Here is a 20,461-nt window from a genome sequence, read left to right as displayed (position 1 = left end):
CCGGCTATAACCCCTCTAAAATTAACCAGTTACCGGAAAAGTTTAAACGCCCGAAAACTTTTAGGGAGGAAGGAGTGGGAATATTTTGTAATTGTTCGTTGATTTCTGGGTATAGGGTGACTAATTTCCAGGTTTGACCTGTAAACTGTCCTTGAGTTAGGGTAAAACGATAGTCTTGGTGACTCTGACGCTGGAAAATACCCTCGAAGGCGTGACTATTTTTAGCAGGATAACGAGGGTTTGAGGATGCCGGACAATTACCATCAATGGGATATAATTCGGGATGCTCTAAATAATAATATTGCCAGTGCAACCAATCGGGATGATCGGGTGGTAAATTAAATAAAGGAATTACTGCTTGGGGGGCAATTATATCAGTTAATAGGGCATTTTGTAAGGTTCTCACTGATAATTCTTGGGGTTGTATTCCCTGTTCAATACATAAAGCTGCGGCCATTCCTGCGGCTTGTCCAATCCCTAAAACCACAGGTTGTAAACGGGTCGCACCGTTAGCAATATGGGAAACGGAAATATTTTTTTCACAGACTAATAAATTATCAAAGTTAATAGGAATTAATGACCGATAGGGAATAGTAAAAGGGGTTCCTGTCCACCGTCCACCCCAACGTAAACTTTTAGGTTGTAGGGTTAATTGAAATTGGGTATAATGATGATCATTAGCGTAATTTCCGATCGCGATCGCTTCACATTCTCCGGCTTCATTTAAAGGTAAGAGAGCAGTATAACCATTTTCAATCGGTAAAATATCTTGTTCTATAATTGTTTTTAATCCTTCAATTCGGCGACTTTCTCGATAGTAAGGATGGAGAGCAAAAGCCGATAAAATATCAGGATTAATATTAAAATTAGGTCGATTTTCTATAGGAAAAGTTCCCGTTGCTAATCCATATCTGCGTCCTAATTTTATTTGAATAAATCGGGCAAAACTCAGACTATGGTAAAAACTTTCTTGCCAGAATTGCAAACGCTCAGAGTTTGAACCGATTAACCTATCTAAATTTTGATCATAATCATTGCCCTGTATCGGCCAGTTAATCATAAACTTATTGTCGGGTAATCTACCATAATTTAGGAATGATTCTATATCATAATTTTGCCAAGCATTAGTAAATAATTCCGGGGTATCAATGGGTGGGATATCAATTTCTGGTGCTATGTTACCTTCTCCAAAATCCTGCATGATAAAAACCCAGGTTGGAGCTTGAACCCCCCCAAACCCCCCGTGCACGCAGGGCTTAGTTGGGGTAGTTTTCATTAATGTTGATAGCTCAATTGGGGCGCTGGGTTCTTGCCATTGGTCTTTGGGTTCCCATCCCCAACGATAGGGAATTTCTGCGAGTTCTAAAAGGTCGCCTAATTCCGTCCCATCTAATATAATTTTAGCATGAATAGTACAGGAATTAAATCTAACCTCTGTAATTTTATTCCCTTGTTTAATAACTTCTAAAGGTTCTTGTTCAGGTATCCATAATAAATTAGGTTCTGCTTTAACCCAATCGGCAAAAATATTAGCTCCTATTTGGGGATGATAGGTAAAGAAACTCACCCAAGCATTATCTAAACCTTGGGGTTGACGGTGGTTTAATTCGCGTAAAAATGCCCCCCAAATTCCAGTTTGAAATGCTGCTAATTCATTACCATCTGGTGCAACAACGCCCGCAGAAGTTAACATTCCTCCTAACATCGGCCATTGACTAACTAAAATTGTTTTTGCCCCCCGACGGGCGGCTTGCAATGCGGCGGCTGTCCCTCCAGTTCCGCCTCCAACAACTAAAACATCCGCTTGTAAGTGATTCATCAGCTATTTGTTAACAAAAAAAACAATCCAAAAATTATCGACTAAAATAGAACCCAGTATTGACACTCCCACGGGTGAACCGCGTGGGATTCTCCTGTCTAGCCCCGATTGCTCGGTATTCATGGAGTTGCCCCCTACTGTTTCCAGAATTGCTTCACAGCAATATTAGAGGAGAGTACGAGACTCTGAGGAATGCCAAGTACCTCGTCCCAATTGACGGCACACGACTATTACAGTCTTTGGCTCTGCCAAGATTTTTCGGAGCTTTCTGTAGTCAATAGGGATAATCACAGTGGTTGCCTTTTTCTCGCCATTGACAACTTGTTTTTAAGGAGGTCAGAACATCTGACCAGATAAGCGAGGAACATCCTTGCTATACTCTGATAATAGAGTCTTAAATAGAGTATGTCAAGGGAAAAGAAAATTCAGTTTAATGTTAACGAGAAAGAATATGAACGTCTCAAAAGTCATGCTGAATCAGAAGGATTATCAATGGCTGAAGTTCTTAGGGATTACATTAAAACCCTCACACCCCCTAAAGGGGGTCGCACTACATCCCACGACTGAAGTGCGTGGGCTTTGTGCGAGGTTGTTGTAAGCCCTTCAGGGCTTAATCCGCTAAAAGTAATTACCGACGGCATCTATCTAACTTATGTTTTTTGCATAATCCTTGGGAAGAAGCCCTAAAGGGCTTACTACTTTGGGAAGAAGCCCTGAAGGGCTTACTACTTTTATTTTATTGGGATATAATGGTAAAGATTCTATCTTCAAAATCTAAAATAACTGCTAATTTCTTGGGTTTATGGGGGGTTTGGCTTCCGGTTGCTGTCATTTTGGGACATATTCCCATCGCCCAAGCCCAAGGGCCAGTTCCTCAACCGATGGCTAATCTTCCTCCAAGTGATACGGGTTATACCCTTGGCCCTGGAGATTTGCTGCAACTCGATATTTTTAATGTTCCTGAATATAGTGGTAATAATGGTCATCATCAAGTCTCGATTGATGGTTCTGTGAATTTGCCTTTAATTGGTAATATTTCAGTTCAAGGAATGACGGTAGACCAAGTAACGGCAATAATTCAACAGCGCTATGGAGAATATTTACAACGGCCGATTTTAGCTCTTAAATTAATCGCCGCCCGTCCTCTACAAGTGGCGGTGACGGGAGAAGTTCAACGTCCGGGGTCTTATATTGTCTCTCCGTCCGCAGCTACGACCCCGAATAACCCTATGATGGGAACCCCAGAAGTATCGGGTACAGGGGGACGTTTACCCACAATTACAAGGGTATTACAAATGGCTGGAGGAATTACCCCTAGCGCGGATATGCGACAGGTAAAAATTCGGCGCTCAAGTGGAACTGGGGGGGAAAAAATTATCAATTTGGATTTGTGGGAACTCCTACAAACGGGAGATTTACGTCAGGATATTACCCTGCGGGACGGGGATACGATTTATATTCCCACCAATACCGAACATAATGCGGCGGAATCTTCCCAATTAATTACGGCTAATTTTGCTAGTAATAATAATCAACCCATAAATGTTGCTGTGGTTGGTGCGGTAAATCGCCCCGGAACCCATACCCTAACCTTAGAAACGGTTCCCAGAATTCCCTCTGAACCCGGTCAACCCTCTGAAGGTTCAGTGGCGACGACTGGGGGACTGTTTACGGTGACGAAAGCACTGAAAATGGCGGGGGGAATTACTCCGGGCGCGGATATCCGTAATATTCAGGTACGACGTCTGACCCGCACTGGAACCGAACAAAAGATTACTGTAGATTTATGGAAACTGTTACAAGAAGGAGATTTGAGCCAAGATGCGATGTTACAACAGGGCGATACGATTGTAGTTCCAACGGCGACAACGGCCGAAAGTCAACAAAATGCTGAGGTATTGGCTGCTTCTTTTTCTCCCGATACCCTGAAAATTAGTCTGGTGGGTGAGGTGGTATCCCCAGGGGCGAAAAGTCTCCCTCCCAATACTGCTTTGAATCAAGCTTTGGTGGAAGCGGGGGGATTTAATGAATCCCGGGCGAATAAAAAACAAGTGGAATTAATTCGTATTCATCCGAATGGAACGGTTTCTCGGCGCCAGATTTCGATTAATCTATCGGCGGAAGTGAATGAGGAAACTAACCCAACCCTGAGAAATAATGATGTTATTGTCGTTGGTCGTTCTGGGGGTGCGGCTTTCCGAGAGGGTTTAGGAACTGTGTTAAATTCGTTAAGTCCGATTAACAACTTTTTAGGGCTTTTTCGATTTGTGAATATTTTAAACTAAAAAAAACTATGAAAAATAAAAAATTATCTCAACTCTCTATTGCTAAAAATACTAGGAAACGCTTACATCCATCGGGAGAAATTTTATATTATGATGCTGATTTATACCCTGGATATGATGAAGAAAAATCTAATTTTTTTCAGGTTTTATGGAAACGAGCGATTGCTGTTTTAGGGGTGACAACGGCCGTTACTGCTGGAGTTTATCTGTGGACAATTAATCTAACCCCGGAATATAAAGGGTCATTTCAAATTTTAGTTGAAACTAATCCCCAAACTTCCCCCCCCCAACCCTCCGAAAACGAGGGGAGCTTAGACTCGAATTCAGAAAAAAATTCAGACCTCGATTATTATTCCCAACTGGAAATTTTACAAAGTCCCAAATTAATGTCGGGAATTCTCAAAGGGATTCAAACCCGCTATCCTGAAGTTACTTATGATTCTCTATTTAATCAAAAAACTGGACAAACATTTTGGGGAAATGATAACCTGGCGATTAAACCCTTAAAACAAACCCGAATTTTTGAAGTCAGTTATCAAGATTCCGAACCTCAAAAAGTCCAATTTGTTTTAGAAAAAATAGCTGAAGGTTACTTGAGATATAGTCATCCTAAAGATGTAAAAGATCAACAAAAAGAACAGCAATTAAAATTAATTCAGGCGCAAATCGACACCTTAGAGAAAAAACTACCACCGATTAAACAAGAATTTCAGAAACTCCAACAACAATATAATTTTATTGACCCGAAACTACAAACTGAATATTTATTCAAACAAAAGATTGAATTACAAGCTCAAAAATTAGAAGCTCAATCCCAACTTGTTCAACAAGAATCTCAATATCAATATTTACAAAAACAATTGGGATTAAAACCAGAACAAGCGTTACTTGCATCCGCCTTAACTCAATCTCCCCAATATCAAGGGTTACTTCAAGAGTTATTAAAATTAGAAACACAAATAGCGATTGAATCCGCCCGTTTTAAAGGAACAGCACCGCAAATTCAAGCTCTATTGGATCAGCGATCGCAAATACTTCCCTTATTAGAAAAAGAAGCTAAAAATGTATTAGGCTCAAATACCAATCAAGTCGATCCTAATATTATTCGGTTTCAAGATTCGATCCGCATGGGACTAATTCAGCAGTTAATTTTGGCGGCGAATAATATTGAAATGCTGAAGGTGAGAAATCAAGTTTTAGAAAAAGCCACTCAACAATTCAACCAATATTCCCAAGTATTTCCAGGGGTTTTGGGTCGATATAATGATTTACAACAACAGTTAAAAAATACTACAAATCAATTAACAGAACTGAATAATAAATCTCAAGAAATGCAACTCCAAGTTGTTCCTAAAGTCAAGTCGGAACCTTGGGAATTAATTGCCCCTCCTCGGATTCCCAGTAATATAAATGGAGAATTAATTACGGTTTCTCCTAATGTTCTTTTAAATCTAGCTCTAGGGGGATTAGCTGGGTTATTTTTAGGGGTAATTACGGCTCAAATCCTAGAACGATTTAACAATGTTTATCGTACAACCCACGAAGTTACCGATAGGATTTCCTTACCATTATTAGGGGTAATTCCAGCTAGTAATGAAGCCTTAATCCTTCCTGGTTCAGTTGCACCAATTATTGATATTTCTGATCTCACCTACCCCGCTTGTAGTCCATTCCAAGAGGCATTCCGAGCTTTAAATACTAATTTACGTCTCTTAAACCCTGAAGGTTCTGTACGGTCTTGTGTGATTACTTCCGCCACTCCCGCCGATGGAAAATCAACCATTGCTATGAATTTAGCCCAGGGAGCCGCCGCCATGGGTCAACGGGTTTTATTAGTCGATGCTGACCTGCGTTGTCCTCGGATTCATACCCTATTAGAAATCACAAATCAGTTGGGATTAACTAATATTTTAACTCAAAAATTAGATTTTAAAACCGTGATTAAACAGGTCAATTCGGAGGCGAATTTATCAGTGTTAACCGCCGGACAATTCTATCCCGACCCGACTCGGTTATTATCCTCAAAACCGATGCAGGAATTAATGAAACAATTGCAGGAATCCTACGATTTAATTATCTACGATACCGCCCCAATTTTAGGGTTAGCCGATGCCAATTTATTAGCCCCTCATACCGATGGGTTAATGATGGTTGTAGGTTTAGGAAAAACCGACCGAGAAGCCTTTAGTTTAGCCTTGAGAGAAATTAACACCGCCGGGGTTCCCGTATTAGGAATGGTTGCTAACGGGGATAAACAGGAAACCCATTATTATCGGGATTATTAAAAAAGTTGTTGAATTCGGGTTGATTTATTTGAGTGAAATATTGCATGAAATTCGGCTGGTTTGGACTATTTAGTTTATTGGTAGTGGGGGGATTAGCAGGACGGGGGAAAAAGTCCGATGCCATCTTATAATAATTTTTGAGCAAAAGCGATCGCTTCTTCAATCGTTGTGACTTTCCCTTCAATTTGTCCTAACTGAATTTCTAATAAAAGTTCTCCAATTTTAGGACTCGGACGGAGGTTTAATGCCTCCATTAATTCATTCCCAGTTAATAATAATTGCGGATGGGCGACGGGATCATCAGAATTGAGATAACGATTAATTAAAGGGGAAAGACTATCTAAGGAAAATCCAGCCGCCATCGCACTAACAATTAAAGCCGGAAATAATATTCCTAACCCTTGGAATAGAAAATATTGTTCTCTTAAAGATAATGCTCCGGTTTTCAAAAGATTGATTTGCGATTGACCCTTGAGAATTGCTAAAACACTTTTTAATTCTATTTTACTAAACTTCAACTTTAATAATTCCGCTTCAGCTAGAGTTGTATTTTGATTGCATAAACAACTTAATTTTGCTATTCCCAAAAGCGATATTTTTAAAGTTTCCCGTAATCCTTGGGATAATTCCTGGGAGAATTGGGGATAAATTTTTCCTAATTTTTTCGCCGATAAATCCATCTGTAATAATTGCTGAAACTGTTGATTAGCACTCTTAAACCAAGGAGAAATTAAGCCCACTTCCCAAGATTGTTGTATTATATTCGTGGCGTTAGGAGTATTTAATAAATAGACTAATTCCGTGCGAATACGTTCAACTGCAACTTGACTTAACAACGGGGCAAATAATTTAATTGCAGCCTTTGTTTCAGCCTCAATTTCAAATCCTAATTGAGCCGCTTGACGATATCCCCTTAATAATCGTAACGGATCATCCTGTAAATTTTCAGGAGAAATCATTTTAATTAAACGCCGTTGTAAATCTTCTTGACCGTTGTTAGGATCAATAAAGGTTTTTGTAAAGGGATCAAAAGCGATCGCATTTACAGTAAAATCCCGGCGACGTAAATCCTGTTCTAAACTATTGCCTTCAGCTTGAGCAAAGTCAACTGTTATGTTTTTAAAGACAACCCGGGCAATTTGCCGTTCCGCATCCAATAACACAAAACCAGCGCCATAATATTTAGCAAGGGTTCGTGCTGTTTGAACCGCATCTTGTAACAGGACAAAATCCAAATCCAAATCCGTCACGGTGCGACCCACTAACCCATCCCGCACAGCACCCCCGACTAAATAAGCGGGTTGGGGTAACTGACTCAGTTCAAACGGCCAACGGGCGGGAGAGAAGACATCAGGTAAAGCTTTAGACATAGCAATAAAAATCAACGTTCATAATCCAGCCAGTTTCAGGCTACCTAAGTTAAATTAACATCAAAGGGATGGGCAATTGTTTCCGCCCTGGACAAATACAGAGGAGAAAATTATGTGTATTTGTGTGAATTGTTATTATGTTGATGACTGTACCACCTACCACGCAGTAGAAATCCAGCATCAAGAACGTCATTTGACTGAAAATCCCACCTTTGAACCGACCGAACCCACCATTAACGTCAATATTCGTACCCCTAATAACCAAGATATTGAAATAGAATGGGATGTAGTCGGATGTCTGAGTTTTACAGCAGAAAACGGTAAATGGGCGAAATTAAGACCAGGGGAATTAATTCCGACTTAATCAGTCATCAGTTGTAGGGGCGGGTTCATCAAGATGCGCGGTAATTAACAAAGATCTAAAAGAACCCGCCCGTACCAATTAAGAGTTAACAGTTAACAGTTAATAGCTTTAATCGCGGTATTAATAATGAGTTATTGTTTTAATCCCAATTGTTCTAATCCACAGAATTCTGATGATGGCAAGTTTTGTCAGAATTGTGGATCTAAATTGTTACTTAATTCTGTGTCTGATCAAGGTGAATCGGTTATTTATCGAGGGATAAAATTAATTGGACAGGGGGGATTTGGTCGGACATTTTTAGCGGTTGATCAGAGTCAAACCGGAACCTTCGATTGTGTAATTAAGCAATTTTTCCCCCAAAGTAGAAATACGGAAAAATCTACAGAACTATTTCAACAGGAAGCCGAACGATTACAAACCTTGGGACAGCATCCCCAAATTCCCCAGGGTTTAGGTTATTTTCAACAAGAAGGCTATCAATATTTAGTTCAAGAGTTTATAGAAGGTAAAAATTTAGCTCAGGAGTTGCAAGAAAAAGGAGCCTTTGATCAAGAAAAAATTATGATTATTTTAAAGAATTTATTGCCCGTTTTACAGTTTATTCAAGAGCATAAAGTTATTCATAGAGATATTAAACCTGAAAATATTATTCGTCGATTTAATATTAAAAAAACTACTGGAAATCTAGTTTTAGTCGATTTTGGGGCAGCTAAATTAGTCACAGGGGGAATGTTGCCAAAAACTGGAACTGTAATTGGTAGTGCGGCCTATACCGCCCCCGAACAATTAATGGGAAAAGCGGTTTTTGCCAGTGATTTATATAGTTTAGGAGTGACTTGTATTCATTTACTGACAGATGTTCCGCCCTTTGATTTGTTTGATAGTGCGGAAGGAAATTGGGTTTGGCGAGATTATTTGAAAACTCCGGTTAGTGATCAATTAGGACAGATTTTAGATAAAATGTTGCACGGTGCAACCCGTCACCGTTACCATTCGGCGGCAGCAATATTACAACAAATTAATCCCAAACCAGATTATGTGCAGCCGATGCCCGGATTAACAATTAATCCTGAAATTGGGTTTAAACCTTTATTAGAACAGCCGGAATTAATTAACCCTTCTCCTGCGATTCCTGTTGATAAAACCCCTGAAATAGCCGAAATTCCTTCAGCAAAATTTATTGATAAAATCACTCAAATTCAAGAGGCAATTAAAAAGCGTTTAGAACCCGATGGAATTGTTCAAGTACAGGTGAATAAAACCCAGATTAATCAGTTAACAATTGTTTTAAATAGAGATCAATATAAAGAGATTAATTATCAAAAATTAGTCCCTATTATTGGTTATGAATTGACTAATTTTCAACTAAATAATATTGAGAAAGTTAAACTTTTGGGACGAGTCAATAATCGTGGTATTCCTGAATGGGAATTTTGGTTAAAAGTAGACAAAAAAACTAAGTTTCAGAATAAAGTTATTAGATTTAAAAATAATATTGCACTGTTTAAATATAAATTATCCCAACTCAAATCTCCCTTATTTTGGATTGACCAAATTCAAAGGCGAGAATTTTGGATGGATACCTTAATGATGGCAATGATTGTTTTTATTTTTACCGATAAAATTATTATCTTAAAACCTATCATTTCGTTATTAATTGCGGCAGGATTTTGGGGGGTTAAATATCAGGTTAATCGTACCCATCCCCTGAATCTCAATCAACTATTTATTACGATCACTACTTTGTTTTTGGTATTTGGCTGGTTAGACTTAAGAATTTGGGTGCACGGATCTTTTGGTATAATCTTAGCGGGCTTATTTATGTCCATGCCTATTTTCTTTTCCCGTCATTCCTCTTAACCTAAGTTTAAACAACGTGCCATCTATTTCCGCCCAAACCTGTTACGGTTTAGCCATCCATACCAGTAGTCCTGATTTGGGATTAGCCATCAGTAATTTTCAGGACGTTAAACGCTGTCAATCCTGGGCGTTAGGACGGGATTTATCTACCCAACTACACCAGTATTTGTTAGAGTTTATTCAGCCTCAAACTTGGTTAGATTTGGGATGGATTGCGGTGGCTAAAGGGCCAGGAAGTTTTACCGGAACTCGGATTGGGGTAGTTACGGCCCGCACCTTAGCCCAACAGTTGAATATTCCTATTTTTGCGATTTCTAGTTTAGCAGCGATCGCTCAAAAAGAACAGCTTAACTTGATACAAAATCAAGATAAACATTCAGTCATTGCCTTAGAAATGCGGGCGCAAAGAGGTCAACTTTTTGTAGCAATTTATGGTAAAAATAGAGCAACCGATTTTGGTTTAGTTCCCCTATTAACCGATCAGGTTATGTCCCCTAAACAGTGGGAACAAACCTTAGCCTCTTATGACAATTCCTATCATCGGGTGCAGATAGAATCAGGGTTAGGAGAAACTGCAATCCAATTACTAGAATTAGGGTATTTAGATTGGAAATCAGGAAAACAACCCCATTGGTCAGAAGCTCTACCCTATTACGGACAACATCCCGTAGACCTCTAAAAAAAATTCTGGAAAAATGTCATGTTGAGCATAATTGATTCCTCTGAGTATTTGACTGATTTATTCCGTAACTTAGCCATAAACAATCTCCTAATTCAAGCTCCATCTGCTCCAGAAGTGACAACCCAAATCAATATATTACAGGCATTTTTCTTGGGATTAATTCAAGGATTAACGGAATTTTTACCGATTAGCAGTACCGCCCATTTAAAAGTAATTCCCGTGATCTTAGGTTGGGGAGATCCGGGTATTGAATTTACGGCGATTATTCAGTTAGGCAGTATTGCGGCGGTGGTTTGGTTTTTTTGGCAAGATTTAACTCAAGTTGTTACAGGCTCATGGCGAGCAATTCAAAAAAAAGATTATGATTCCGTAGACTTTCGTTTAGCTTTGGGCATTGGTTTGGGTACAATTCCAATTGTGTTTTTTGGACTTTTAATTAAAATCTTTATTCCCGATTATGATAACTCTCCCCTGCGGAGTATGGAAGTGATTGCGATCGCTTCTATTGTGATGGCATTTTTATTAGGATTAGCGGAAAAAATAGGAACCAGAAAACGCGATTTTGAACATCTAACACCGCGAGATGGAATATTAATGGGATTAGCGCAAACCTTAGCTTTAATTCCAGGGGTATCTCGTTCTGGTTCTACCATTACCGCCGGATTATTCCTAGGTTTGGAACGGGCAACCGCCGCCCGATTTTCCTTTTTATTAGGAATTCCAGCCATTACCTTAGCGGGAATTGTGGAATTAAAATCGGTGTTTGTTGATGGTATTGGAAATATAGAAATCTTGCCTCTGTTGGTGGGTTTAATTTCCGCCACGATTTTTTCCTATCTATCAATTGCTTGGTTAATTCGATATTTACAAAGCAAAAGCACCTGGATTTTTGTTTGGTATCGTCTCGCCTTTGGAGTTGCTATTCTAACGGCGGTATTAGGAGGTGCATTAAAAAATATTTAGAATCACAATTCCGTAGAGACGTGCCACGGCGCGTCTTTCTGTTCGTAATTCGTAATTCGTAATTCGTAATTCGTAATTCGTAATTCGTAATTCGTAATTCCCTATGATTAATCCCGCTAAAATTACAACAGTATTACCCGATTCCATCGCCGCAGAAATTGGCTTTGAAGCCGGAGATGCAATTATTTCTATCAACGGACAACAACCCCGTGATTTAATTGATTATCAATTTTTGTGTGCCGATGAATTTTTAGAATTAGAAGTATTAGATACCCAAGGAAAAACCCATAAAATCGAAATAGAAAAAGACTATGATCAGAATTTAGGATTAGAATTTCAATCCGCTTTATTTGATAGATTAATTCAATGTAATAATCGTTGTCCCTTTTGTTTTATCGATCAACAACCCCCAGGAAAACGGGAAACCCTCTATCTCAAAGATGACGATTATCGCCTAAGTTTTCTTTATGGTTCCTATTTAACCTTAACTAATTTATCGCCAAAAGAATGGGATAGAATTGCTCAAATGCGCCTTTCTCCCCTGTACGTTTCCGTTCATGCCACCGAACCAGAGATCAGAATTAAGTTATTAAAAAATAACCGGGCAGGACAGATTTTAGATCAACTCAAATGGTTTAAAAAAAATCGCTTACAAATTCATGCTCAAGTCGTCGTTTGCCCCGGAATTAATGATGGAAAACACCTCGAAAAAACGATTTTAGATTTAGCCCAATTTCATCGCGGAAGAATCCCCACCGTTGCCTCCGTTGCCGTGGTTCCGGTGGGGTTAACTCGCTTTCGTCCAAATCAAGATGAATTAATTCCCGTCACCCCCCAAAAAGCCCAAGAAATTATTACCCAAGTTCAGAATTTACAACAAAAATTTCAACAAGAATTAGGGTCAACCTGTGTTTGGATTGCCGATGAACTCTTTTTAATTGCCGGGGCAGAATTACCCCCCGAATCCCATTATCAAGATTATCCTCAAATTGGTAATGGTGTGGGTTCGATTCGCAAATTTATCAAAGAATTTGAACAAACGGTAAAAGACTATCCAATTCAATCTTGTTCTACCCCCCGTCAATTTACTTGGGTGGTGGGAAATGCGGTGGAAAAAGCCTTTCAACCTCTGGTAAAATCCTTAAATGAAATTTCAGGACTAACGGTAAATTTAGTTGCCTTAGCTAGTCAATATTGGGGTCAAGAAATCACCGTAACTGGTCTATTAACCGGACAGGATTTACGACAAAAATTAACCGGAAAAATATTAGGAGATGGAATTTTATTACCCTCAGTGATGCTCAAACAGGGAGAAGCCATATTTCTCGATGATATGACCGTGGCAGAACTCGCTGAACAACTGCAAATTCCCATTTTTCCCGTCAGTAATGTTCAGGAATTGCTCTCAACGGCTATGGGGGATTAACCGATAGAAACGAAAATTAATCCGTTTGACCCTAGACCATTTTAAACAAAAAGAATTGGGTTGAAATTTTCTTCTTGTCTCCTGGTATTGCTAAACTGGGAGAAATCAATATTTTAATCGCGGAGGATTCTATTTGTGAACTGGCGAGTTCGAGCAATTCGTGGCGCAACGACGGTTTCAGAAAATTCAGTTACCGCCATTCGAGAAGCGGTCATAGAATTATTAGACGAATTGGAAACCCGCAACCAACTTGATCCTAATGAAATTATTAGTATGACGTTTTCTGTTACTAAAGATTTAGATGTAATTTTTCCCGCCGCCATTGCCAGGGAACGTCCTCTTTGGCACAATGTTCCTTTATTAGATGTTCAACAAATGCACGTCGCAGGCAGTTTAGAAAAATGTATTCGCTTCTTAGTTCATGTTAACTTATCCAGCGATAAAACCCAAGTTTATCACCCCTATTTAAGAGGTGCAGAAAACCTCCGTCCCGACTGGAATTTAAGCCCAATTCATTCTTCTTAAATAGGCCATAGGGAATAGGCAATGGGAAATGGTAAAGTGTTTTATCCCTTATTTTCTATTCCCTATCCCTTCTTAAAGCTAATATTAATAGCATGACAATGATACTAGGAAAAGAATCATCAATTTATTCTTTTTCAGTAGCTAAGGTAACTGGATCGGATTTGCGATCGCGCCACCAAGCTAACAGTGTACTAGCAATAAAAATACTAGAATAAGCCCCAGCAATAAATCCCACTAATAAGGCTAAAGCAAAATATTTCAGGGTATCACCACCAAACAAGAAAATACAAGTTAAGGGCAATAGAGTGGTTAAAGTGGTATTAATAGACCGGGTTAAAGTTTGGTCTACGGCATCATCCACCACTTGATTAATATGCAGATCAGGATTTCGGGCAATCACTTCCCGAACCCGGTCATAAATCACCACCGTATCGTTAACAGAAAATCCCACAATTGTCAAGAGAGAAACCAGAAATAAGCTATCAACTTCTACCCCTAAAACTAAGCCTAAAATTGAAAAAATTCCCACGGTAATCAGAACATCATGGAATAAAGCAACAAAGGCAAAAAAGGCATAATCAAACTTAAACCGAAAGGTTAAATAAACCGTAATTCCGGCAAAAGATAGTAATAAAGCCGTTAATCCCGAGATAAAAATTTGACGACCTACCGTGGGGCCAACGGTATCAATTTGAATTCCTTTCGGGTCAAAGGCTCCGATTTTTTGACTTAAAGCCGATTGTAAATTTGTTCTTTCTTCAACATTTAAAGTTTTCGTGCGAATTGAAACAATTTGTTTATCTTTTTTACCCGAATCTTTATCTAACAGTTGAATCGAACTATTTGCTAAACCTTGACTTGCTAAAACTTCCCGAACTTGAGCAATATCAATCGGGCCGTCACAATTATTTGGAACCGAACAATCTAGTTCTAATTGTAGACGAGTTCCACCCACAAAATCCAAAGCCGGACGTAACGGAGCGCCAATATCTGGCCGACTCCAAGAAATCCCCATGGCGATAATTCCCGCTAGAATAATCGCACTGGAAATCGCCCACCATAAGTTGCGTTGTTTAATAACACTAAAAGCCATAAATCAGTTATCAGTTATCAGTTATCAGTTTAAGAGTAATCAGTAATCAGTTGTAGGGGCGAGGTTTTCTCGCCCGTCAGAGTAATCTAATAACTGATTACTGATAAATTCTTTTTCAAATTTGGACAAAACAATTCGGGTTTTCTTAACTCTGGGAAATCAATAGCTATAAATAGGAAACTACGACTACAAGTAATAGCAGTAAACATACTCACCACCACCCCTAATCCCAAGGTTAAAGCAAAACCTTTGACTAACCCGGTTCCGAACCAAAACAGGGCAACACAAGCAATAACTGTTGTCACGTTACCATCTAAAATACTACCAAATGCCCGATAAAAACCCGATTCCACAGAACGATATAAGGTTTTTCCCGCCCTCAATTCCTCACGGGTGCGTTCAAAAATCAGAACATTAGCATCCACCGCCATCCCAATACTTAGAATAAATCCCGCAATTCCTGGTAAGGTCAAAGTTACACCCAATAAATTAAATAGGGCTAAACTTAATAAGGCGTAAATAATTAAAGAAAAATCCGCAATTAATCCGGGTAAGCGATAATAAACAATCATGAAAATCAGGACTAGAATTAAACCCGTCACCCCAGCATAAATACTGCGTTGAATACTATCCCGTCCCAGGGTAGCCCCAACCGTGCGGTTTTCCACAATTTCCACCGGAACAGGTAAAGCTCCCCCGCGCAATTGTACAGCCAAAGAATTAGCTTCTTCGGCGCTAAATTTGCCCGTAATTACTGCCCGACCCCCGACAATTCCCGTATCGGCAAAATCCACCGGAACCGATGGAGAACTTAATAAACTATTATCCAGAAAAATCCCAATAGTTCGACCCGTTCCCGCTAAATTTTTAGTCAGTTCAGCGAACTTTTCTCCCCCTTCAGAACTAAAAACTAAACCAATATTCCAGTTCCCTCCTCCTTGTACGGGTTCAGGATAGGCGTCTTTTAAATCTTGACCCCTCAAAAGAGGACTATTATAGAGTTGAGAAATCGCATCATTACTCTTATTTAAAGATTCTATAGCAGCGGCTAAATCTTTAGAATTTCCCTGTTTTTTAGCAGCTTCAATTTGTTGTTTAATTCCCTGTTGGACTTGAAATTCCACAGCTAACTGTTGTTCAGTTCCCGATTTTTGTTCCCGGAAATCTAACTGTGCGGTTCCCCCTAAAACCCTTTCTGCTTCTTGGGGGTCATTCACCCCGGGTAACTGTACTACAATCTGATCCTGTCCCACCGTTTGTACCAAAGCTTCCGATACCCCCAGTTCATTCACTCGATTATCAATCACACTTTGAACCGAGGTCAGAACCCGTTCATCAATTACAGGAACCGCTTCCGAAGGTTTCAATTGAATAGTAAGCTGGGAACCTCCCCGTAAATCTAAACCCAATCGAAAGGGAACATTAGTTAACACAATAATAGACGCAATAAGCATCACCAAAATCAGAATTAAAGCAGAACGTTGTTTTCGCATTTTTATTAATAATAAATAATCAGTAGAGACGTGCCATGGCAAGTCTCTACCAGTTATCTTACAATGATTACTGATAACTGATCACTGATTTAACTCCCTCAACAATTTGTTCCGGTTGCACAATAGTCAGTCGTTCTAAAGCACCGTTATAAGGTGTAGGAATATCTTGAGACGCCAATCTTAATACAGGTGCATCCAATTCATCAAATAGACGATCATTAATTGAAGCCGTAATTTCCGCCCCCAGTCCCCCGGTTTTCATACATTCTTCCACGATAACTACCCGATGGGTTTTGCGAATAGATTCCCCAATCGTGTCAAAATCGAGAGGTTTAAGAGAAATTAAATCAATTACTTCTGGATCATAACCCTGTTTGACCAAAGCCGGAACCGCTTGCATGACATGATGGCGCATCCGAGAATAGGTCAGAATTGTTACATCTTTCCCTCGTCTGACTATTTCCGCCTTATCAATGGGGACAATATATTCCTCGTCGGGGATTTCTTCCTTGAGGTTGTATAACAGAACGTGCTCAAAAAATAGCACCGGGTTATCATCTCTAATCGCGGCTTTCATTAATCCCTTAGCATTATAGGGAGTCGAACAGGCGACCATTTTTAAACCAGGAACAGACTGGAAATAGGATTCTAAGCGTTGGGAGTGTTCCGCCCCCAGTTGACGGCCCACACCTCCAGGGCCACGAATCACCAGAGGCATTTTAAAATTTCCCCCGGAAGTATAGCGCAGCATTCCGCCGTTGTTAGCAATTTGGTTAAAGGCGAGTAACAAAAATCCCATGTTCATGCCTTCAATAATCGGTCGTAACCCTGTCATTGCAGCACCAACAGCCATTCCTGTAAAACTATTTTCGGCAATCGGAGTATCTAAAACCCGCAAATCCCCGTATTTTTCATAAAGATCCTTAGTAACTTTATAGGAACCGCCATATTGACCCACATCTTCCCCCAACACGAACACTCTGGGGTCACGAGCCATTTCTTCATCGGTTGCTTGTTTCAGGGCGTTAAAAAGTAGGGTTGGTGCCATTGCAATTGTTGATAAGCGAGCGTGGATCACAGCTAATCTTACCAAAAGACAGCGGCTTTAATCCGTCCTTTTAAATGATTTAGCAATTTTAGAAAGATCTGCCGAAATTCATGCTAATTTGAGATTAAGAGGTTTACCCATTCAAACTTAAAATATTTTAATTGCTGCTACTGCTATGGTTAAAGGTTTAACTGTGGTTCCTAATGATAGTGATTTAGCCAGAGTTAAAGGTTTAAATTTAGAGAATTGGGTAGAATTATAAAATTTATACTTGATGAACTATTTAACACCAAAACAAAAACAAGACTTGGCAGAAATAGCTAATAATCATCCTAATTTACAATGTGTTCAATGTGCTTTAGCTATCAAAAAGTATCTACAATTAGCAGAAATTAAAGGTAAACTGATTAAAATTAATGCACAAGCAGATTTAGATTATCGTAACTGTTTTCTTTATGATGATAGTATTGGCGGTGATGCTATTTCTGAAACTGGATACCATGAAGGTGTTATAATTATCATAGATGGAGTTGAAATTGTTTTTGATAATCACCATCCTCAAGGAATACCTAAAATAGAATGGTTGGCTAATTTTCAATTTTTTGGTAAAATTCACTTAGGACAAGAGTTAATCATCACTGAAGAAGATTTTTAGTAAAAACAAGGAATAAATTTATGCTAGATTTAACTACAACTAACGGTAATAAAAATACTCAAGAATATCTCTATGATTTATTAGCAAGAATTAAACAACGTCCGGGAATGTATTTAGGAAAAGTGTCTCTAACCCGTTTAAAAATGCTATTAATGGGTTACAGTATGTCAAGAGGTGAATTAGGATTACAATTAACACAACAAGAAAAACAATTTGCTCAATTTCAGCAATGGATACAAACGAAATATCAAATTAATTTGTCTCAAGGTTGGGAAACAATTATTTTATCTCAAGTAGAGGATGAAAAATTAGCTTTTGATTTATTTTTTGAGTTATTTGAACAATTTAATCTTGAGTTTTTTCCCTTAGATAAGACTGCTGTAAGTGTAGGGAAATAATAATATTTTTTAATATAATAACTGTATGGTGAACAATTAGCGTTTTTTAAATGTAGGTAAATAATAATAAAGCGATCGCACCTCAACCTCCCATCCCCAAAAAGCGATCGCATCCTGGTTTATAAAAACTATCCTTCATATTTTTGTTTTTGTCTTTCTTCCTCTTCTTCAGGATTATTTAGAAAATCAATCAGTTCTTCAAGAACTATTAAATTCATTTCGTGTTCATTTGTGTAACGATTATACATGATATGTGTTACACCATGATAAGGTCGAGGATGAATATTATCCTGATCTAAACACGAAATAATATAATAATTGTTTTTCCAGTTTTTTCCTGTTTCCCATACTACTAGCATATCAATATCATTAGAATTTTTTTCTCCATGTTTGAAGTCTTCAATTAATCCATCAATTGAAAATTTATATTCTAAAACTTTTGGTGAATTAGAGCAAAAAGGAAACCCGAACTTTTCATACTTATTTATAATTTCTTCCTCAAAAAGCCCAAGTGGATTCTTTTCTTTATTATATATATGTGTGTGTGAAGGCTCTATTTTGTATTGAAATAAACAATCATAGGTGAAAATTTGATCAGTTGACATAATCTCAATTCCGCAAATTACTTTTGCTCCAAGTAACTGATTAAACAAAGCGACTACTTCTTGTTCTCTTGCTGGTTTACATATAATCGGAATATTATAGATTGATAAATTTAGAGGGTTTTTCTCTGCATATTTTTTATATTGATCCTTCCATCTATCAACTGATTCTGGGTTTTGCCGATAGTCTTTTCGTCCAGTAGGTCTTTTTAAAAAATGGCGGTATTTAGAATAATAAATAACAAGTATTTTAGCGATTTCTTGAGCAAAATTTTCTAAATCTGGAGAAAATGATTTACGACCTATATCAACTTCACAATTATAAAAATGAATTACAATATATGTCATGTCGGCATTCACAGATTTGAAATCTATAGGACGTATTTCTCCTTGCGGCATATTATCGGCTGCTAGTTGAATGCCACTTTTAAAAATTTTTGCTGTACTTCTTATGTTTAAACCATTATTTAATTGCTCCCAAAAAGTTTCAGAATAAGAATAGCAACAGTAAATGTAAGGTTCATATTTCTTACAAATATCTAACAATGATTTTTTTAATTCATCATCTTTTAAGTATGTTAAGTCTGAATTTTCGATTAGTTGTATTAATGTCTTATAGTTATGAAAATCATAAATTATATCTAAATCTTTTAATTTACTAGGATAAAGCTTTAAATCTTTGACATCTTTATCTTTTTTATACAAATTATCTTTTTTCTCTTTTATGTCATGAAATCGAGCATTTTTTATTATAAGAGGTAACTGATGAATCCATAAATATTCGATCCCCTGTTGTTGATAAATATTATTTTCTCCATTTTTATCAATTACTTCAATACATACTTTGATATTGTCTTGTTTTTTAATAGAACCTAATCCAGTTTTTATACTTAAAATATGTAGCCAAGTTTTGGCATCTTTTACTTGTAGCCAACTTAAATCACGGGGAAAAGTTTCTTGATCACACTGAATACAAAGAGAAAATCCTTTATCAATGTTGTTAAAATTTGTATCTTTAGGCTGATCGTTATCACTACTCATCTTAGGAAATTGATCTAGGTTGGAATCATCAACCCATTTTTTTGCCTTTTCCATTTTAGCAATTATTTTAAAATCAGGAGTTTTACTACATATTTGAACATAATTAAAACTATAGGCTAAATATGTTGCACCTACTCCTTTATGACCTCTATATCCTTTATCTTTTAAAGTTACATTGGGTTGTAGAAAAATTTCAAAGTTTTTTTCATCTAATCCCGTTCCATTATCAGTTACCATTAAACAATTATTTTTTAAATCAATTGTTACCCAAATTGAAGGTTTATACTCTCCATCCTCTAATTTAATTCTTGCGTCAATAGAATCTAGTGCATTTTGAATAGCTTCACAAAAAGGATCATACCAACCATTATAAGAAGTTAAAAGATTATGTATTAATTTTTTGACTGCTATGGAGTTTAAACTAGAGTCATTATTTTCCAGAGGGTTAAAGGGGAGAAGTTGTGACATAAATACAATACCTTAACATTTAAACAACGGTTAAAATTCAACTTTGATCTGTTAATAGTTTGGAAACTCAAAGTTAGTCATTTA

At 37.9% G+C, this 20,461-nt stretch carries 17 protein-coding genes; 11 read left to right on the top strand and 6 right to left on the bottom strand.

Annotated features, from left to right (window positions below):
* Positions 1-4: 4 nt before the first annotated feature.
* On the bottom strand, positions 5-1,819 hold the full coding sequence (locus tag AC559H_RS07155) for an FAD-dependent oxidoreductase (protein WP_026798471.1): 1,815 nt from the start codon (positions 1,817-1,819) through the stop codon (positions 5-7).
* 405 nt (positions 1,820-2,224) lie between these two features.
* On the opposite strand from AC559H_RS07155, the gene AC559H_RS07150 reads away from it, so the two are divergent.
* The 3 genes from AC559H_RS07150 (at position 2,225) to AC559H_RS07140 (ending at position 6,389) form a co-directional block, all read left to right on the top strand.
* Positions 2,225-2,386, top strand: coding sequence for a ribbon-helix-helix protein, CopG family (locus AC559H_RS07150; protein ID WP_141292963.1), 162 nt, complete (start codon positions 2,225-2,227; stop codon positions 2,384-2,386).
* 182 nt (positions 2,387-2,568) lie between these two features.
* Positions 2,569-4,104, top strand: a complete 1,536-nt coding sequence (locus AC559H_RS07145; RefSeq protein ID WP_051319784.1) for an SLBB domain-containing protein — start codon at positions 2,569-2,571, stop codon at positions 4,102-4,104.
* A gap of 8 nt (positions 4,105-4,112) precedes the next feature.
* Entirely contained in the window at positions 4,113-6,389 is a 2,277-nt protein-coding gene (locus AC559H_RS07140; protein WP_026794146.1) for a GumC family protein, read from the top strand.
* Positions 6,390-6,514: 125 nt separating this feature from the next.
* Here AC559H_RS07140 and AC559H_RS07135 read toward each other — a convergent pair whose 3' ends face one another.
* Complete coding sequence (locus AC559H_RS07135) at positions 6,515-7,759, bottom strand: tRNA nucleotidyltransferase/poly(A) polymerase-related protein (RefSeq protein WP_026794145.1); 1,245 nt, start codon at positions 7,757-7,759, stop codon at positions 6,515-6,517.
* Positions 7,760-7,871: 112 nt separating this feature from the next.
* Here AC559H_RS07135 and AC559H_RS07130 point away from each other — a divergent pair, with 112 nt between their 5' ends.
* The 6 genes from AC559H_RS07130 to aroH all read left to right on the top strand — a co-directional run bounded on the left by AC559H_RS07130 (position 7,872) and on the right by aroH (position 13,579).
* Positions 7,872-8,123: a Ycf34 family protein gene (locus tag AC559H_RS07130; RefSeq protein WP_026786500.1), complete on the top strand. Its 252-nt coding sequence runs from the start codon at positions 7,872-7,874 to the stop codon at positions 8,121-8,123.
* A gap of 126 nt (positions 8,124-8,249) precedes the next feature.
* The gene (locus AC559H_RS07125) at positions 8,250-9,983 is read left to right on the top strand and encodes a serine/threonine-protein kinase (RefSeq protein WP_026794144.1); all 1,734 of its coding nucleotides are present in this window, start codon (positions 8,250-8,252) and stop codon (positions 9,981-9,983) included.
* Positions 9,984-9,999: 16 nt separating this feature from the next.
* Positions 10,000-10,662 carry a tRNA (adenosine(37)-N6)-threonylcarbamoyltransferase complex dimerization subunit type 1 TsaB gene (gene tsaB, locus AC559H_RS07120; protein WP_026786502.1) on the top strand — a complete coding sequence of 221 codons (663 nt, stop codon included), beginning with the start codon at positions 10,000-10,002 and terminating at the stop codon, positions 10,660-10,662.
* A gap of 21 nt (positions 10,663-10,683) precedes the next feature.
* The gene (locus tag AC559H_RS07115; protein ID WP_051319782.1) at positions 10,684-11,628 is read left to right on the top strand and encodes an undecaprenyl-diphosphate phosphatase; all 945 of its coding nucleotides are present in this window, start codon (positions 10,684-10,686) and stop codon (positions 11,626-11,628) included.
* A gap of 103 nt (positions 11,629-11,731) precedes the next feature.
* Entirely contained in the window at positions 11,732-13,054 is a 1,323-nt protein-coding gene (locus tag AC559H_RS07110) for a TIGR03279 family radical SAM protein (RefSeq protein WP_026794142.1), read from the top strand.
* 135 nt (positions 13,055-13,189) lie between these two features.
* Positions 13,190-13,579, top strand: coding sequence for a chorismate mutase (aroH, locus tag AC559H_RS07105; RefSeq protein WP_026786505.1), 390 nt, complete (start codon positions 13,190-13,192; stop codon positions 13,577-13,579).
* A gap of 124 nt (positions 13,580-13,703) precedes the next feature.
* Here aroH and secF read toward each other — a convergent pair whose 3' ends face one another.
* From secF to AC559H_RS07090, 3 genes are all read right to left on the bottom strand, one after another.
* Entirely contained in the window at positions 13,704-14,672 is a 969-nt protein-coding gene (gene secF, locus AC559H_RS07100; protein ID WP_026786506.1) for a protein translocase subunit SecF, read from the bottom strand.
* Between the two features lie 86 nt (positions 14,673-14,758).
* Positions 14,759-16,165: a protein translocase subunit SecD gene (secD, locus tag AC559H_RS07095; protein WP_026786507.1), complete on the bottom strand. Its 1,407-nt coding sequence runs from the start codon at positions 16,163-16,165 to the stop codon at positions 14,759-14,761.
* A gap of 67 nt (positions 16,166-16,232) precedes the next feature.
* Complete coding sequence (locus AC559H_RS07090; protein ID WP_026786508.1) at positions 16,233-17,213, bottom strand: alpha-ketoacid dehydrogenase subunit beta; 981 nt, start codon at positions 17,211-17,213, stop codon at positions 16,233-16,235.
* A gap of 274 nt (positions 17,214-17,487) precedes the next feature.
* On the opposite strand from AC559H_RS07090, the gene AC559H_RS07085 reads away from it, so the two are divergent.
* Both AC559H_RS07085 and AC559H_RS07080 read left to right on the top strand, forming a co-directional pair.
* Positions 17,488-17,868, top strand: coding sequence for a papain fold toxin domain-containing protein (locus AC559H_RS07085; protein ID WP_026794139.1), 381 nt, complete (start codon positions 17,488-17,490; stop codon positions 17,866-17,868).
* Positions 17,869-17,888: 20 nt separating this feature from the next.
* Positions 17,889-18,266, top strand: a complete 378-nt coding sequence (locus AC559H_RS07080) for a hypothetical protein (RefSeq protein ID WP_051319783.1) — start codon at positions 17,889-17,891, stop codon at positions 18,264-18,266.
* 128 nt (positions 18,267-18,394) lie between these two features.
* Here AC559H_RS07080 and AC559H_RS07075 read toward each other — a convergent pair whose 3' ends face one another.
* Positions 18,395-20,377 (bottom strand): ATP-binding protein, encoded by a 1,983-nt coding sequence (locus AC559H_RS07075; RefSeq protein WP_026794138.1) that lies wholly within the window; start codon positions 20,375-20,377, stop codon positions 18,395-18,397.
* Between the last annotated feature and the right edge of the window lie 84 nt (positions 20,378-20,461).

This window comes from Planktothrix prolifica NIVA-CYA 540 (genome assembly GCF_963864145.1).
In the GTDB taxonomy this organism is placed as follows: Bacteria; Cyanobacteriota; Cyanobacteriia; order Cyanobacteriales; family Microcoleaceae; genus Planktothrix; species Planktothrix agardhii.
The sequence above is the reverse complement of the archived record's forward strand: the minus strand, read 5'-3'. Positions and strand labels throughout refer to the sequence as shown.

Coding starts and splice junctions, on each gene's coding strand:
- secF (WP_026786506.1), bottom strand. CDS start 14,672: ATGGCTTTTAGTGTTATTAAACAACGCAACTTATGGTGGGCGATTTCC.
- AC559H_RS07130 (WP_026786500.1), top strand. CDS start 7,872: ATGTGTATTTGTGTGAATTGTTATTATGTTGATGACTGTACCACCTAC.
- AC559H_RS07150 (WP_141292963.1), top strand. CDS start 2,225: ATGTCAAGGGAAAAGAAAATTCAGTTTAATGTTAACGAGAAAGAATAT.
- AC559H_RS07080 (WP_051319783.1), top strand. CDS start 17,889: ATGCTAGATTTAACTACAACTAACGGTAATAAAAATACTCAAGAATAT.
- AC559H_RS07075 (WP_026794138.1), bottom strand. CDS start 20,377: ATGTCACAACTTCTCCCCTTTAACCCTCTGGAAAATAATGACTCTAGT.
- AC559H_RS07140 (WP_026794146.1), top strand. CDS start 4,113: ATGAAAAATAAAAAATTATCTCAACTCTCTATTGCTAAAAATACTAGG.
- AC559H_RS07155 (WP_026798471.1), bottom strand. CDS start 1,819: ATGAATCACTTACAAGCGGATGTTTTAGTTGTTGGAGGCGGAACTGGA.
- AC559H_RS07145 (WP_051319784.1), top strand. CDS start 2,569: ATGGTAAAGATTCTATCTTCAAAATCTAAAATAACTGCTAATTTCTTG.
- AC559H_RS07115 (WP_051319782.1), top strand. CDS start 10,684: ATGTTGAGCATAATTGATTCCTCTGAGTATTTGACTGATTTATTCCGT.
- AC559H_RS07090 (WP_026786508.1), bottom strand. CDS start 17,213: ATGGCACCAACCCTACTTTTTAACGCCCTGAAACAAGCAACCGATGAA.
- AC559H_RS07085 (WP_026794139.1), top strand. CDS start 17,488: ATGAACTATTTAACACCAAAACAAAAACAAGACTTGGCAGAAATAGCT.
- secD (WP_026786507.1), bottom strand. CDS start 16,165: ATGCGAAAACAACGTTCTGCTTTAATTCTGATTTTGGTGATGCTTATT.
- AC559H_RS07135 (WP_026794145.1), bottom strand. CDS start 7,759: ATGTCTAAAGCTTTACCTGATGTCTTCTCTCCCGCCCGTTGGCCGTTT.
- AC559H_RS07125 (WP_026794144.1), top strand. CDS start 8,250: ATGAGTTATTGTTTTAATCCCAATTGTTCTAATCCACAGAATTCTGAT.
- AC559H_RS07110 (WP_026794142.1), top strand. CDS start 11,732: ATGATTAATCCCGCTAAAATTACAACAGTATTACCCGATTCCATCGCC.